At 71.6% G+C, this 15,796-nt stretch carries 11 protein-coding genes, 1 pseudogene and 1 riboswitch; of the genes and pseudogenes, 4 read left to right on the forward strand and 8 right to left on the reverse strand.

From position 1 onward, the window contains the following. Positions 1-37 precede the first annotated feature (37 nt). From hydA to ACIRD7_RS02835, 3 genes are all read left to right on the forward strand, one after another. Positions 38-1,441, forward strand: coding sequence for a dihydropyrimidinase (gene hydA, locus ACIRD7_RS02825; RefSeq protein ID WP_403448846.1), 1,404 nt, complete (start codon positions 38-40; stop codon positions 1,439-1,441). 11 nt (positions 1,442-1,452) lie between these two features. After that, positions 1,453-2,475, forward strand: a complete 1,023-nt coding sequence (locus ACIRD7_RS02830) for a TIGR03842 family LLM class F420-dependent oxidoreductase (protein ID WP_403448848.1) — start codon at positions 1,453-1,455, stop codon at positions 2,473-2,475. A 183-nt stretch (positions 2,476-2,658) separates the two neighbouring features. Beyond that, the gene (locus tag ACIRD7_RS02835) at positions 2,659-4,206 is read left to right on the forward strand and encodes an NCS1 family nucleobase:cation symporter-1 (protein ID WP_403448851.1); all 1,548 of its coding nucleotides are present in this window, start codon (positions 2,659-2,661) and stop codon (positions 4,204-4,206) included. 19 nt (positions 4,207-4,225) lie between these two features. Here the strand turns inward: ACIRD7_RS02835 and ACIRD7_RS02840 are convergent, their stop codons facing one another. Beyond that, positions 4,226-4,897 carry a hypothetical protein gene (locus ACIRD7_RS02840; protein WP_403448852.1) on the reverse strand — a complete coding sequence of 224 codons (672 nt, stop codon included), beginning with the start codon at positions 4,895-4,897 and terminating at the stop codon, positions 4,226-4,228. Between the two features lie 150 nt (positions 4,898-5,047). Beyond that, positions 5,048-5,434, reverse strand: a complete 387-nt coding sequence (locus tag ACIRD7_RS02845) for a hypothetical protein (protein ID WP_403451751.1) — start codon at positions 5,432-5,434, stop codon at positions 5,048-5,050. On the opposite strand from ACIRD7_RS02845, the pseudogene ACIRD7_RS02850 reads away from it, so the two are divergent. Beyond that, positions 5,400-5,543 (forward strand): annotated as a pseudogene (locus ACIRD7_RS02850) (DNA-binding response regulator); the annotation flags it as partial. The gene ACIRD7_RS02845 and the pseudogene ACIRD7_RS02850 overlap by 35 nt on opposite strands. On the opposite strand, the gene meaB reads toward ACIRD7_RS02850, so the two are convergent. From meaB to aceB, 6 genes are all read right to left on the reverse strand, one after another. After that, on the reverse strand, positions 5,492-6,523 hold the full coding sequence (meaB, locus tag ACIRD7_RS02855) for a methylmalonyl Co-A mutase-associated GTPase MeaB (protein ID WP_403448854.1): 1,032 nt from the start codon (positions 6,521-6,523) through the stop codon (positions 5,492-5,494). The pseudogene ACIRD7_RS02850 and the gene meaB sit on opposite strands and share 52 nt — an antisense overlap. Then, a complete protein-coding gene (gene scpA, locus ACIRD7_RS02860; RefSeq protein WP_403448857.1) occupies positions 6,520-8,682 on the reverse strand; it encodes a methylmalonyl-CoA mutase in 2,163 nt (720 codons plus the stop codon). The genes meaB and scpA overlap by 4 nt, the downstream gene beginning before the upstream one ends. Continuing rightward, on the reverse strand, positions 8,682-10,487 hold the full coding sequence (locus ACIRD7_RS02865) for a methylmalonyl-CoA mutase family protein (protein WP_403448859.1): 1,806 nt from the start codon (positions 10,485-10,487) through the stop codon (positions 8,682-8,684). Before ACIRD7_RS02865 ends, scpA begins: the two co-directional genes overlap by 1 nt. A 124-nt stretch (positions 10,488-10,611) precedes the next feature. Further along, entirely contained in the window at positions 10,612-12,930 is a 2,319-nt protein-coding gene (gene metE, locus ACIRD7_RS02870) for a 5-methyltetrahydropteroyltriglutamate--homocysteine S-methyltransferase (protein ID WP_403448862.1), read from the reverse strand. 155 nt (positions 12,931-13,085) lie between these two features. Continuing rightward, a riboswitch (cobalamin riboswitch) is annotated at positions 13,086-13,310 on the reverse strand. Next, positions 13,308-14,174, reverse strand: a complete 867-nt coding sequence (locus ACIRD7_RS02875) for a 3-hydroxybutyryl-CoA dehydrogenase (RefSeq protein ID WP_403451624.1) — start codon at positions 14,172-14,174, stop codon at positions 13,308-13,310. Its footprint overlaps the riboswitch before it by 3 nt. Positions 14,175-14,194: 20 nt before the next feature. Next, complete coding sequence (gene aceB / locus ACIRD7_RS02880) at positions 14,195-15,787, reverse strand: malate synthase A (protein ID WP_403448864.1); 1,593 nt, start codon at positions 15,785-15,787, stop codon at positions 14,195-14,197. Positions 15,788-15,796 lie beyond the last annotated feature (9 nt).

The raw sequence follows: 15,796 nt of genomic DNA on the forward strand, positions 1-15,796 counted from the left end.
CAACCGCGACTGTGAAACCGTGAGGAGCGACCACGACATGACCGGCCGAACAGTAATCCGCGGCGGCCTCGTCATCACCGCGTCCGACGAGATGCACGCCGACGTCCTCATCGAGGACGGCCGTATCGCCGCCCTCGCCGCCGCCGGCACCCCGGCCGCCGAGGCCTGGACGGCCGAGCGGACCATCGACGCCACCGGGAAGTACGTGATCCCGGGCGGCGTCGACGTCCACACCCATATGGAGCTGCCGTTCGGCGGCACCTTCGCCTCCGACACCTTCGAGACCGGCACCCGGGCCGCCGCCTGGGGCGGCACGACCACGATCGTCGACTTCGCCGTCCAGAGCGTGGGCCACTCGCTGCGCGAGGGCCTCGACGCCTGGCACGCCAAGGCCGAGGGCAACTGCTCGATCGACTACGGCTTCCACATGATCGTCTCCGATGTGCACCAGGAGACGCTGAAGGAGATGGACCTGCTGGTGGAGGAGGGCGTGACCTCCTTCAAGCAGTTCATGGCCTACCCCGGCGTCTTCTACTCCGACGACGGCCAGATCCTGCGCGCCATGCAGCGCTCCGCCGAGAACGGCGGTCTGATCATGATGCACGCCGAGAACGGCATCGCGATCGACGTGCTGGTCGAGCAGGCGCTGGCGCGCGGTGAGACCGATCCCCGCTATCACGGCGAGGTGCGCAAGGCGCTGCTGGAGGCGGAGGCCACCCACCGGGCCATCAAGCTCGCGCAGGTCGCGGGGGCCCCGCTCTACGTCGTGCACGTCTCGGCCATGGAGGCGGTGGCCGAGCTGGCGCGGGCGCGCGACGAGGGGCTGAACGTCTTCGGCGAGACCTGCCCGCAGTACCTGTTCCTGTCCACCGACAACCTCGCCGAGCCGGACTTCGAGGGCGCCAAGTACGTGTGCTCGACGCCCCTGAGGCCGCGCGAGCACCAGGCCCAGCTGTGGAAGGGCCTCAGGACGAACGACCTCCAGGTCGTCTCCACCGACCACTGCCCCTTCTGCTTCGTGGGCCAGAAGGAGCTCGGCCGGGGCGACTTCTCCAAGATCCCCAACGGGCTTCCGGGCGTGGAGAACCGCATGGACCTGCTCCACCAGGCCGTCGTCGACGGACACATCTCGCGCCGCCGCTGGATCGAGATCGCCTGCGCCACGCCCGCCCGGATGTTCGGCATGTACCCGAAGAAGGGCACCATCGCGCCGGGCGCGGACGCCGACGTCGTGATCTACGACCCGCGGGCCGAGCAGGTCATGTCCGCCGTCACCCACCACATGAACGTCGACTACTCGGCGTACGAGGGCAAGCAGACCACCGGCCGGGTCGAGACGGTCCTCTCGCGCGGCGAACTCGTCATCACCGAGCGGGAGTACACCGGTCGTGCCGGGCACGGTGTCTACACGCCCCGCTCCACCTGTCAGTACCTCAACTAGGAGCGGAGCACATGGACTTCGGACTCGTCCTGCAGACCGACCCGCCGGCCTCGCGGGTCGTCAGCCTGATGAAACGCGCCGAGCGCAGCGGGTTCGGCTACGGCTGGACCTTCGACTCGGCCGTGCTGTGGCAGGAGCCGTTCGTCATCTACAGCCAGATCCTGGCCAACACGCAGCGGCTGACGGTCGGGCCGATGGTGACCAACCCGGGCACCCGCACCTGGGAGGTCACCGCCTCCACCTTCGCCACCCTCAACGACATGTTCGGCAACCGTACGGTCTGCGGCATCGGACGCGGCGACTCGGCCATGCGCGTCGCCGGGCGCAAGCCCAACACCCTCGCCCGGATCAGCGAGGCGATGAAGGTCATCCGGGCCCTCGGCAGCGGCCAGGAGGCCGACCTCGGCGGGGGGACGGTGGTGCGCTTCCCGTGGATCAAGGAGGGCGCCCGACTCCCCGTGTGGATGGCGGCGTACGGCCCGAAGGCCCTGAAGATGACCGGCGAGGAGGCCGACGGGTTCATCCTCCAGCTCGCCGACCTCTATCTGACCGAGTACATGGTCAAGGCCGTGAAGGACGCCGCGGTCGCGGCCGGACGCGACCCGTCCGAGGTGAAGATCTGCGTCGCCGCCCCGGCGTACGTCACCGAGGACGACTCGCCCGAGAAGCTCGCCCACGCCCGTGAGCAGTGCCGCTGGTTCGGCGGGATGGTCGGCAACCACGTGGCCGACCTGGTGTCCAAGTACGGCGAGCACTCCGCCGCCGTCCCCGACGAACTCACCGACTACATCAAGGCCCGTGAGGGGTACGACTACTCCCACCACGGGCGTGCCGACAACCCCGACACCGCCTTCGTGCCCGACGAGATCGTCGACCGGTTCTGTGTCATCGGGCCGGTCGAGAAGCACATCGAGAAGCTCAACGCCCTGCGCGAGCTGGGCGTCGACCAGTTCGCCGTCTACGACATGCACGACGCGCAGGAGGCCGTGATCGACGCCTACGGCACCTCCGTCATCCCCGCGGTCAACTCCTAGCCCGAGCACGCGAGTCCGCACCAACCCGCCGCAACCGACCCCCCACCCCTGTCACCCTCCCCGCCGTCCCGGGGAGGGGGCGGGGCCGGGAAGTCCGGGCATGCCCCCCCGCGCCGCCCTTCCCCCCGGCCCCGCCGGCCCCCGCACGGCCTCTCCCGTCCCACCTGATCGATTGGCCTGCTCATGACCGAAACAGTCCCCACGGGGTCGCCGATACCCCAGTCCGCCGACACCGGCGGCCGGATCGAGCTCGCCCCCGAGGCGTTCCCCGCCGACAGCCCCTTCGCCAACGAGGACCTACGTCCCGTCCCGGTCGCCGAGCGCAAGTGGACGACGTACAACTTCGCGGCCCTGTGGATCTCGATGGCCCACTGCATCCCCAGCTGGACCCTGGCCTCCGGCCTGGTCGCGCTCGGCATGGACTGGAAGCAGGCCGTCTTCACCATCGCGCTCGCCAACGTCATCGTGCTGCTGCCGATGCTGGCCACCGGGCACGCCGGGCCCAAATACGGCATACCCTTCCCGGTGCTCGCGCGGGCTTCCTTCGGGCTGCGCGGCGCCAACATCCCGGCGATGATCCGGGCGGCCGTGGCCTGCGGCTGGTTCGGCATCCAGACCTGGATCGGCGGCAGCGGCATCTTCGCCCTCGGCTCCAAGCTGACCGGGGGCCACTGGGAGAACGCGGGCAAGATCGCCGGCAACCCCTGGCCGCTGTGGCTCTGCTTCATCCTGTTCTGGGCCCTGCAGATCGCCATCATCTACCGCGGCATGGACTTCCTGCGGCACTTCGAGAACTGGGCCGCGCCCTTCGTGATCGTCGGCGCACTGGTCCTGCTGGTCTGGATCGCGATCAAGGCGGACGGGTTCGGCGCGCTGCTCGACCAGCCCTCGAAGCTCGGCTGGGGCCCCGACTTCTGGCCGGTCTTCTTCCCGTCCCTGATGGGCATGATCGGCTTCTGGGCCACGCTGTCCCTCAACATCCCCGACTTCACCCGGTTCGGCGCCAGTCAGAGGGCACAGACCTGGGGGCAGTCCCTCGGTCTGCCGACCACGATGACCCTCTTCGCGGTCCTCGCCGTCCTCGTCACCTCCGGCTCCGAGGTCGTCTACGGCGAGGCGATCTGGGACCCGGTCACCCTGGCCGCCAAGACCGACAGCGTCTTCGGGCTGCTGTTCGCGCTGATCGTCGTGCTCGTCGCCACCATCTCCGTGAACATCGCGGCGAACGTCGTCTCCCCGGCCTACGACCTCGCCAACCTCGCCCCGAAGCTCATCAACTTCCGTACGGGCGCCCTCATCACCGGGGTCGTCGGCGTCCTGATCTTCCCGTGGAAGCTGATCTCCACCCCGGAGTTCTACATCTTCACCTGGCTCGGCGTGGTCGGCGGCCTGCTCGGCACGGTCGCGGGCATCCTCATCGCCGACTACTGGATCGTCCGCCGCACGGTCCTGCACCTGGCCGACCTGTACACGCCCGGCGGGCGCTACTGGTACACGAACGGCTGGAACTGGCGGGCGATCGTCGCCTTCCTGGTGGGCGGCGTGCTCGCGGTCGGCGGCTCGTACTCGGGGGTGGGGGCCGACGGGACGAAGACCGGACCGTTCCCCACGGACGGGCTCATCCCGTTCCTCAAGCCGCTCGCCGACTACGGCTGGGCGGTGGGGCTTGCGGCCTCGCTGCTGCTGTACGTGGTGCTGATGGGCGGGCGCAGGGAACGCGCCGAGGCCTGACCGCGCGGGTGGAGGACGGTCAGCCCTTCTGGCCGTCCTCCAAGGCGGCGACCGCCTCCTTGGCCGCCTTGATCGCGCCCTTGTTGATCTCGTCGGTGTCGGGCGCCTTCTTCGACTCGAAGTCGCTGCCGCTGTACGTGACGGAGATCAGCGCGTTGGACGCGCGGATCATCACCGTGCCCTCACGGGTCTGCTGCTTGTCCTCGGTGGTGAGGTTCACGACCGAGTAGCCCGCGTCACCGACGCCCGGGACCTCGCCACCGCCGCTCTTGTCCGCGACCCGCCCCTTGTAGGACTCCTCCGCCGCCTCGTCCGACGCGGTGATCTCGTAGGACACGTCCAGCCAGCGGTAGTCGAAACCCTTGAGCGCGTTCCACGAGCAGGTGCGGCGCAGGTTCGAGTCGGTCGACGGGATCTCCTTGCCGGCCGCCTTGGCGCCGGGGACTAGGTCGCCTATCGACTTCGAGCTCAGGGCCTTGCACGGCGCCGGAGCGGCGGAGTACGTCTTCGACGCGGCCGCCGTCGCGGGAGCCGAGGGCGCGTCCTCGCCGCCGGTGTTCTGCGTCGCCGTACGGTCCTCGGCGGCCGGCGTCGCGGCGGGTCCGGACGACAGCGCCCAGCCCGCCGCGGCGAGCACGACGACGGGCGACAGACGCGCGGTGAGGGCGAGCGGCAAGGGAAGGGAACGCACGGCGCACTTCTCGTGGGGGACGGTGCGGAAGGAGTCCGCACTGCGGACGGGACGCCAGTGTCACATGACTCCCTGTGAGGCGGAAGGGCCAACTCGCTCCGTGCTGACGCCATTACGGACGGGCCACGATCGGACGGCGTCCTGGGTGATTTACGGGGCCTCCAGGATATTTTGGGCGGAAAGAGCGCTTTCGACACGGTCCATGGCGATGAAGGCGCCGTAGGCCACCAGGTGCACCAGACAGTGGTCGGTGTGCTCCGGCCGTCGCCACGCCGCCACGTCCTCGTCGGCGATCCGGTACGGCGCCAGGGCGGCCAGCAGCGCCGGCCGGGCGGCGGGACGCTCCCGGTGGTCCGGGCACCCGTCCGGGGCGAGCGGCGGATGCGCGCAGTCCCAGCCCCGCAGGGCCGCCTCGACGACGTCGTGGTCGTCCGCGTCCAGCAGGCCCAGGCGGGGGCCTCGCCGGGGTCGATGCCGTCGAGCAGTGCGAGGGACTGGCCGGGTGGTGATCAGACCGTTCACGGCGAAGACCCGCATCAGCAGGGCGATGACGAAGCTGGGCGCGCGCGACCGGGCCCAACTCGTCGTGTTCGCCTACGAGTCGGGACTGGTGGCGCCGCGCGGTTCCGACCCTTCGGTGTGCTGATCGCGTACGCCCTCGAACGCCGCCAGGATCCGCTCGGCGGCCAGCGTCGCCGTCAACTCACCGTCCCTGACCTGCTGTTCGAGGCCCGGCGCGACCGCCCGTACCGACGGGTCCGCGTTGAGGCGGCCCAGCAGTTCGTCGCGGACCATGGTCCAGGTCCAGTCGACCTGCTGGTCGCGCCGCTTGGCGGCGAGCCGGCCGGTGGAGTCGAGCAGCGTGCGGTGCTGTTCGAGGCGGTCCCAGACGGTGTCCAGGCCGATCGACTCGCGCCCGCTGCAGTGCAGCACCGGCGGTGTCCAGGCGGCGTCCTTGCCGTGCATCAGGCGCAGGGCGCCCGCCAGTTCCCGGGCGGCGGCGCGGGCGTCGCGCTCGTGCGGGCCGTCGGCCTTGTTGACGGCGAGCACGTCGGCCAGTTCCAGGACGCCCTTCTTGATGCCCTGGAGCTGGTCGCCGGTGCGGGCCAGCGTCAGCAGCAGGAAGGAGTCGACCATGTTCGCGACCGCGGTCTCCGACTGGCCGACGCCGACCGTCTCCACCAGGATCACGTCGTAGCCGGCCGCCTCCATCACCACGATCGACTCACGGGTGGCCTTGGCGACGCCGCCCAGCGTGCCGGCCGTGGGGGAGGGGCGGATGAAGGCCGCCGGGTCCACCGCGAGGCGCTCCATGCGCGTCTTGTCACCCAGGATCGACCCGCCGGTCCGGCTGGACGACGGGTCGACGGCCAGCACCGCGACCCGGTACCCGAGCCCCGTGAGCATGGTCCCGAACGCGTCGATGAACGTCGACTTCCCGACCCCCGGCACCCCGCTCACGCCGATCCGCCGCGCCCTGCCGCTGTGCGGCAGCAGCTCGGTGAGCAACCGCTGTGCCAGCACCCGGTGCTGCGGCCGGGTGGACTCGACGAGCGTGATGGCGCGCGCGACGATCGCCCGCTTCCCGTCGAGCACGCCCTTCACATACGCGTCGAGATCGATCACAGCTCGTGCCCGAGGTCGGCCCCCAGCCGCCGCACCAGGTCGTACGCGGCGTCCGGGATCACCGTCCCGGGCGGGAAGACCGCCGCCGCGCCCATCTCCAGGAGCGTCGGCACGTCCTGGGGCGGGATCACTCCGCCGACCACGATCATGATGTCCTCGCGGCCCTCCTCGGCCAGCGCCTCCTTGAGCGCCGGTACGAGGGTGAGGTGACCTGCGGCCAGCGACGACACCCCGACGATGTGCACGTCGGCCTCGACGGCCTGGCGCGCCACCTCGGCGGGCGTCTGGAACAGCGGGCCGACGTCGACGTCGAAGCCGAGGTCGGCGAACGCGGTCGCGATCACCTTCTGGCCGCGGTCGTGGCCGTCCTGGCCCATCTTGGCGACCAGGATGCGCGGGCGGCGGCCCTCGGCCTCCTCGAAGTCGGACACGAGGGTGCGGGTGCGGTCCACGGAGGGCGACTCCCCGGCTTCGTTGCGGTACACGCCGGTGATGGTACGGATCTGGCTCGCGTGCCGGCCGTACACCTTCTCCAGGGCGTCCGAGATCTCTCCGACGGTGGCCTTGGCGCGGGCCGCGTTCACCGCCAGCTCCAGCAGGTTGCCCTCGCCGCCGGCGGCCCGGGTGAGCGCGTCCAGCGCGTCCTGGCAGGCCTGCTCGTCGCGCTCCGCCCGCAGCCGCCGCAGCTTCTCGATCTGCTGGGCGCGCACGGAGGAGTTGTCGACCTTGAGCACCTCGATCTGCTCGTCGCTGTCGACGCGGTACTTGTTGACGCCGATGACCGGCTGCCGCCCCGAGTCGATGCGGGCCTGCGTGCGGGCCGCGGCCTCCTCGATGCGCAGCTTGGGGATGCCGGCGTCGATCGCCTTGGCCATGCCGCCCGCCGCCTCGACCTCCTGGATGTGCTGCCAGGCGCGCCGCGCGAGGTCGTACGTCAGCTTCTCCACGTACGCGCTGCCGCCCCACGGGTCGATGACCCGGGTCGTGCCCGACTCCTGCTGGATCAGCAGCTGGGTGTTGCGCGCGATGCGGGCCGAGAAGTCGGTCGGCAGCGCGAGCGCCTCGTCGAGGGCGTTGGTGTGCAGCGACTGGGTGTGGCCCTGTGTCGCGGCCATCGCCTCGACACACGTACGCGTGACGTTGTTGAACACGTCCTGCGCGGTCAGCGACCAGCCCGACGTCTGCGAATGGGTGCGCAGGGACAGCGACTTGGAGTTCTTCGGGTCGAACTGCTTCACCAGCTTCGCCCACAGCAGGCGGGCCGCCCGCATCTTGGCGATCTCCATGAAGAAGTTCATGCCGATCGCCCAGAAGAACGACAGCCGCGGTGCGAACGCGTCCACGTCCAGGCCGGCCTCGCGGCCCGCGCGGATGTACTCGACGCCGTCCGCGAGCGTGTACGCCAGCTCCAGGTCGGCCGTCGCACCGGCCTCCTGGATGTGGTAGCCGGAGATGGAGATCGAGTTGTAGCGGGGCATCCGCTGCGAGGTGAAGGCGAAGATGTCGGAGATGATCCGCATCGACGGCTTCGGCGGATAGATGTAGGTGTTGCGGACCATGAACTCCTTGAGGATGTCGTTCTGGATGGTCCCGGCCAACTTCTCGGGCGGTACGCCCTGTTCCTCCGCCGCCACGATGTACAGCGCGAGCACCGGCAGCACGGCGCCGTTCATCGTCATCGACACGGTCATCCTGTCGAGGGGGATCCCGTCGAACAGCTGCCGCATGTCGTAGATCGAGTCGATCGCCACGCCCGCCATACCGACGTCACCCGTCACGCGCGGGTGGTCGCTGTCGTAACCCCGGTGCGTGGGCAGGTCGAAGGCGACCGACAGGCCCTTCTGACCGGCCGCCAGGTTGCGCCGGTAGAACGCGTTGGACTCCTCGGCGGTCGAGAAGCCCGCGTACTGGCGGATCGTCCAGGGCTGGTTGACGTACATCGTCGGGTACGGGCCGCGCAGATACGGCGCCATGCCCGGGTACGTGTCGAGGAAGTCCAGGCCCTCCAGGTCACTGCCGGTGTAGAGCGGCTTGACCGCGATGCCCTCGGGGGTCTCCCAGAAGGCCCCGTCGCTCTTGGCGGCCGCCCGCCACTCGTCGGCGCCGACGTCGGTCCTCGGCTCTCCGAGTTCGATCCCGGAGAAGTCGGGGATTCCCATCAGGACACTCCCATGCGGTCGAGGGTGGCGGACAGCACGGCGACGGCGTCACAGCCCGCGAAGACGTAACTGTCGACACCGGGGTGGTTCCCGGGCCGCCCGGCGAGGAACACATGCGCGGCGCCTGCGGCCTTCAGCTGCCCGGCCTCGGCCTCCGCCCGCTCCTCGTACAGGGCGTCGCTGGAGCACAGGCACGCCTCGGTGGCGCCGCTCTCCTCGAAGGTGCCCTCGGTGACGGGCTCGATGCCGCCCGCCTGGAAGAGGTTGGAGGCGAAGGTGAGTCGCGCGGTGTGGGCGGCGGCCGGGCCGAGCGCGGCCAGGAAGACCCGGGGCCGGGATCCGGTCGCGGCCAGGTGGGCGTCGGAGCGGGCGCGCAGCGCCTCGTACGCCTCGTCGCGCCGGACGCGGGGGAGGCCGCCGGACGGGGGCTCGGGAGCGGGCTCGCGCTCCACGGGCTGCTCGGCGAGGTGCGGGAACTCGCTGACCCCGGTGACGGGTTCGCGGCGCTTGGCGAGCCTGCCGGAGCGCGCCTCCCAGGTGTCGGCGAGGTCCTGGCGCAGCTGCCCCGAGCGCAGGGCCGCCGCCTGGCCGCCGGCCTGCTCGATGCGCTGGAAGAACTCCCAGCCCGCGTGGGCGAGTTCGTCGGTGAGCCGCTCCACGTACCAGGAGCCGCCCGCCGGGTCGATCACCCGGGCCAGGTGCGACTCCTCGATGAGGATGGTCGAGGTGTTGCGGGCGATGCGCCGCGCGAACGCGTCCGGCAGGCCGAGCGCGTGGTCGAAGGGCAGCACGGTCACGGAGTCGGCGCCGCCGACGCCGGCGGCCAGCGTGGCGACCGTCGTGCGCAGCATGTTCACCCAGGGGTCCCGGCGCGTCATCATCACCGGCGAGGTGACGGCGTGCTGCACCTGCGCCGCGCTCGGCGCCCCGCTCACCTCGGTGACCCGCGCCCACAGCCGGCGCGCGGCGCGCAGCTTGGCGATCGTGAGGAACTGGTCGGCGGTGGCGGCGAACCGGAACTCCAGCTGCGCGCAGGCCTGTTCGACGGTCAGTCCCGCCTCGGTGAGCTCCCGCAGATACGCGACGCCGGTGGCCAGCGAGGAACCCAGCTCCTGGGCGGCCGAGCCACCGGCCTCGTGGTACGGCAGCGCGTCCACGGTCAGCGCCCGCAGCCCCCGGTACTCCTCGGCGCACAGCCGCGCCAGCGAGGCGACGGGCGCGAACTCCGAGGACTTCCCGGTACGGGCCTCAAGGCCGAGCGGGTCCGCGCCGAGGTTGCCGCGCGCCGCCTCCTTGGCGACGCCCCGCTCCTCGTAGAGCCGCAGCAGCTCACGCGCGGCCGGCTCCACGTCGGTGCCCGCGTCGAGGACGACGGGGGCCAGGTCGAGGTAGACGCCGTCGAGGGCGCGGCCCAGGTCGGACACCGGGACGCCGCCCTCGCCGAGGACCAGCCAGAGCGAGGTGACGCCGTTCTCCAGGTCACCGAGGACCACACCGTCCGTGAGCGCCGTGTGCCGCTGGCGTACATCCCAGCCGCCCGCCGTGTTGCCCTCGGCGCGGCCACCCCGAACGAACGGGGCGAACCCGGGCAGACCGGTTTCGGGCGCGGAGTCGCGCGCGGTGTACAGAGGGCGGGTGCGCAACCCGTCCTCCAGGGCGGTGGACAGGGCGTCTTCCGCGGCCGTGCCCGAGACGTCCTTACCCGCCTTGCGCAGCACACCTTCCACCAGGTGTTGCCACTGCTCATGGGTTGCGTCAGGGAACTCGGCGGCCAGCGAGAGCCCGTCGTCAGGCAGGACCGTCATGCTCGGATGCTAGGTCAGATCGTCAAAGGAGCAGCAGAGGGCACGGCTGTGACCTTGCCCTCTTCCACCCTGTGACCTGGGTCTCCGGGCCCCGGCACGGGTGCGCCGGGGCCCGTCCGACGGGTCAGGACGGGGACGGTTCACCCCGTACCGTACGGGCCGCCGCCACCAGGTTCTCCAGCGCTGCGCGGGTCTCCGGCCAGCCGCGGGTCTTCAGGCCGCAGTCGGGGTTGACCCACAGCCGTTCGGCGGGGACGGCCCTGAGACCGATGCGCAGCAGCTCCGCCGCTTCCTCGGCGCTCGGCACGCGCGGGGAGTGGATGTCGTAGACACCCGGACCGGCCTCGCGGGGATAGCCGTGCGCGGCGAGCTCGCGGGCGACCCGCATGTGGGAGCGGGCCGCCTCCAGGCTGATGACGTCGGCGTCGAGGTCGTCGATCGCCCCGACGATGTCCCCGAACTCGGCGTAGCACATGTGCGTGTGGATCTGCGTGTCCGGCCGCACCCCGCCGGTGCTCAGCCGGAACGCCTCCGTCGCCCACGCCAGGTACGCGGCGTGGTCGCCGGCGCGCAGCGGCAGCGTCTCCCGGAGGGCCGGCTCGTCGACCTGGATGACCGAGGCGCCGGCCGCCTCCAGGTCACCCACCTCGTCACGCAGGGCGAGGGCGACCTGGCGGGCCGTCTCGCCGAGCGACTGGTCGTCGCGGACGAAGGACCAGGCGAGCATGGTGACCGGGCCGGTGAGCATGCCCTTGACCGGGCGCGAGGTGAGGGACTGGGCGTACGTCGTCCAGCGCACCGTCATCGGCTCGGGCCGCGAGATGTCGCCGGCCAGGATCGGCGGGCGGACGTAGCGGGTGCCGTAGGACTGGACCCAGCCGTGCCGCGTGGCGAGGTAGCCGGTGAGCCGCTCGGCGAAGTACTGCACCATGTCGTCGCGCTCCGGCTCGCCGTGCACCAGGACGTCGATGCCGGTCTTCTCCTGGAAGGCGACGACCTCCTGGATCTCCGCCTTGACGCGCTCTTCGTAGGCGGCGGCGTCGATCCGGCCCGCGCGCAGGTCGGCGCGCGCGGTGCGCAGCTCGCCGGTCTGCGGGAAGGAGCCGATCGTGGTGGTCGGCAGCAACGGCAGGTTCAGCTGGGCGCGTTGGGCGGCGGCCCGCTCGGCGTACGACTGAGCGCGCCGGGCGTCCGCCTCCGTGACCGCCGCCGTGCGGGAGCGGACGGCCGGGTCGCGGGTGATCGGGGAGCCGGCCCGGGAGGCGAGGTCGGCGCGGTTGGCGGCGAGTTCGGCCGTGATCGCGCCGGTACCCTTGGCCAGACCCTTGGCGAGGGTGACGATCTCGGCGGTCTTCTGCCGGGCGAAGGCCAGCCAGCGCAGGAGCTGCGGCTCGATGTCCCGCTCGGCGGACGCGTCGAGGGGCACGTGGAGCAACGAGCAGGACGCGGCCACGTCCACCCGGTCCGCCAGGCCCAGCAGGGTGCCGAGCGTGGCGAGCGACGCCGTCAGATCGTTGACCCAGATGTTGCGGCCGTTGACGACCCCCGCCACCAGTCGCTTGCCGGGCAGCCCGCCGGCCGCTGCGAGCGCCTCCAGGTTGCCGGCCGCGGGCCCGGTGAAGTCCAGCGCGAGCCCTTCGACCGGTGCCTTGGCCAGCACCGGCAGTGCCTCGCCGAGCCGGTCGAAGTACGAGGCGACCAGCAGCTTCGGCCGGTCGGTGCGGGCGCCGAGCGCACGGTAGGCGCGCGCGGCGGCGTTCAGCTCGGCCGGGGTGCGGTCCTGGACGAGGGCGGGCTCGTCCAGCTGGACCCATTCGGCGCCCGCCGCGCGCAGGTCGGCGAGGATCTCCGCGTACACCGGGAGCAGCCGGTCCAGGAGGGTGAGCGGCTCGAAGTCCGCGGCGACATCGGGTGCGGGCTTGGCGAGCAGGAGGTAGGTGATCGGGCCGACCAGGACGGGCCGGGCGGTCAGACCCAGCGTCAGGGCCTCCTTCAGCTCGGCGACCTGCTTGGTCGAGTCGGCCGCGAAGCAGGTGTCCGGGCCCAACTCGGGGACCAGATAGTGGTAGTTGGTGTCGAACCACTTGGTCATCTCCAGTGGCGCGACGTCCTGGGTGCCGCGGGCCATGGCGAAGTAACCGTCCAGGGCGTCGGCCGCCACGGCCGCGCGGTGGCGCTCGGGAATCGCGCCGACGGCGACCGTGGTGTCCAGGACGTGGTCGTAGTACGAGAAGTCGCCGGTCGGCACCTCGTGGATGCCGGCGTCGGCGAGCCGGCGCCAGTTGCCGCGGCGCAGTCCGGCGGCGGTGGAGCGCAGGGCGTGGGCGGTGACGCGGCCCTTCCAGTAGCCCTCGATCGCCTTCTTCAGCTCCCGGTCGGGGCCCTGGCGGGGGTAGCCGTACACGGTGGCCCGTGCTGCCGCGGCTGCGGACTCGGTGGTCACGGAGATCTCCTTCGCGAGATGAATCCCTGAGATCCCGGGGACGGGACGCGAGCGCGAAGGGGTGACGAACCGGACAACGGGGGCCGCACGGCCGTCCGTTCGGTTGTGTACGCCGACCCGCCCACGAGGTCACCGGGATGTCCGCGCGCGGAGTGGTCCGCACACGGGCAGATGGCAGGTCTTCGGACTCGCGGGCACGTCCTCACGTCGTGAGGACACCTACTGGCCGTCGCTTCCCAGGCCCGGTACGTCGGACCCAGTGCGTATGACGGCGGTCGTTCCCGCTCACCGCTGCGGGGCAGTCCCGGATTCCCACCGGGTTCCCTCTTGCGACGCATCCCGTCCGGCTGACGGGGCGAACCAGCTGCACGGCCAGCCTACCCGCCGTACCGGTGGAACCCCTGGCCGGTCTTGCGGCCCAGCAGCCCCGCCTCCACCATCCGCCGCAGCAGCGGGGGAGGGGCGTAGAGGGGTTCCTTGAACTCGTCGTAGAGCGACTCGGCGATCGCGTCGACGGTGTCCAGACCGATCAGATCCGCGAGCCTGAGCGGGCCCATGGGGTGGGCGCAGCCCAGTTCCATGCCGGCGTCGATGTCGGCGGCCGTGGCGAAGCCGGACTCCGCCATCCGGATCGCGGACAGCAGATACGGGACGAGCAGCGCGTTGACGACGAAGCCCGCCCGGTCCCGGGAGCGGATCACGGTCTTGCCGAGCGCACCGGCCGCGAAGTCCTCGACCGCGGCGAGCGTCGCCGCCGACGTGTGCAGGGAGGTCACGACCTCCACCAGCGGCAGGACCGGAACGGGCTGGAAGAAGTGCAGGCCCACGACCCGGTCCGCGCGGCTCGTGGCCATGCCGAGCCGCATGACCGGCAGGGAGGAGGTGTTGGTGGCCAGTAGGGCCGCCGGATCCTCGACGATCTTGTCGAGCGCGGCGAACACCTCGGTCTTGGCGTCCGGGTTCTCCACGACGGCCTCGACGACGAGCTGCCGGTCGGCCAGGTCGTCGAGGCTGCCGGTGAACGCCAGCCGGTCCAGGGCCTCCCGCGCCTCGGCCGCCGCCAGCCCGCCGCGCCGTACGGCACGGTCGAGCGACGCCGCCACCCGCTCGCGCGCGGCGCGGGCCGCGAGGGCGTCCACCTCGCAGACCACGGTGTCGAGTCCGGCCCGCGCACACACCTGCGCGATCCCCGCCCCCATCTGCCCGCCGCCGACGACGCCGACGCGCGCAATGCCTCCGCTGATGCCCCCGTTCATGCCTCCGTTCATGCTCCGGCCGCCGTCCGCCGGACGAGGTGCCGGGTGTAGGCGTCCGGCGTGAAGAACTGCGGCAACTCGCCCGCCAGCGCCGTCCGTTCGAACAGCGCGCGGATCTCGTCGACCGGCGCCCACGGGTACTCCGCGCCCAGCGCCGCGACCTGGTCGTCGAGCAGCCGCAGCACCGTCTCCCGCTCGACCACCCGGTGCCGCAGCCACTGCCAGATCTGCACCCGCGCGATCTCGGCGGTGGCCGCGTCCTCCATCAGGCCGTCCAGTGCCACCGCGCCCTGACCGCGCAGCCAGGCGGCGAAGTAGCGCAGCGCGACGGCGACGTTGGAGCGCACGCCCTCCGGGGAGGGCGGTCCGCCCATCCGGCGCACCGACAGCAGGTCGGCGGCCGTGACATCCACGTCGTCGCGGGTACGGTCGAGCTGATGCGGCCGTTCGCCGAGGACATCGTCGAACACCTCACGGCACACGGGCACGAGCCCCGGGTGGGCCACCCAGGAACCGTCGAAGCCGTCCTCCGCCTCCCGCTCCTTGTCCAGCCGGACCTTGGCCCGCGCGGCCTCGTTGGCGGCCGGGTCCCGGCCCGGCACCTGCGCGGCCATGCCGCCGATCGCGTGGGCGCCGCGGCGGTGGCAGGTGCGCACGAGCAGTTCGGTGTACGCCCGCATGAAGGGAGCCGTCATCGTGACCCGCGCCCGGTCGGGGAGCAGGAAGTCGGTGCGGTGGCCGAAGGTCTTGATCAGGCTGAACAGGTAGTCCCAGCGGCCCGCGTTGAGCCCGGAGCCGTGCTCCCGCAGCTCGTACAGGATCTCCTCCATCTCGAACGCGGCGGTGATCGTCTCGATGAGGACGGTGGCCCGGATCGTGCCGCGTGGGATGTCCAGCAGCTCCTGGGCGAGGACGAAGACGTCGTTCCAGAGCCGGGCCTCGTACCGGTTCTCCAGCTTCGGCAGATAGAAGTAGGGCCCGCGTCCGGCGTCGATCTGACGCCGCGCGCAGTGGAAGAAGTACAGGCCGAAGTCGACGAGGGCGGCGGGCACGGGACGCCCGTCGTACTCCAGGTGCTCCTCGTCGAGGTGCCAGCCCCGGGGGCGCACCACGACGGTGGCGGTCCGCTCGCCGAGCCGGTACTCCTTGCCCTCCGGTGAGGTGAAGTCGATACGGCGCTCGACGGCGTCGAGCAGGGTGAGCTGCCCGCCGACGACGTTGTCCCACAGGGGTGCGGTGGCGTCCTCGAAGTCCGCCATCCACACCTGGGCGCCGGAGTTGAGCGCGTTGACGGCCATACGACGGTCGGGCGGGCCGGTGATCTCCACGCGGCGGTCGGTCAGCCCGGGGGCGGGCGGTGCGACACGCCAGCTCGGATCGGCGCGGACGGCGGAGGTGACCATGGGGAAGTCGAGCGGCGAGCCGGACGCCAGTCGCAGCGCCTGCCTGCGGCGCTCCTTGAGGAGTTCCCGGCGGCGCTCCCCGAACGCGTCGGCGAGCCGGCCCACGAACTCCAGGGCGGCGGGCGTGAGGATCTCGTCGTGACGGTGCCCGGGGGCGCCGAGGACGCGGACCTGGTGAGCCAGTGCGGTAACGGACATCGGGTTCTC

Origin of the sequence: Streptomyces sp. NPDC093568, assembly GCF_044764945.1 — a bacterium.
Taxonomy (GTDB): Bacteria; Actinomycetota; Actinomycetes; order Streptomycetales; family Streptomycetaceae; genus Streptomyces.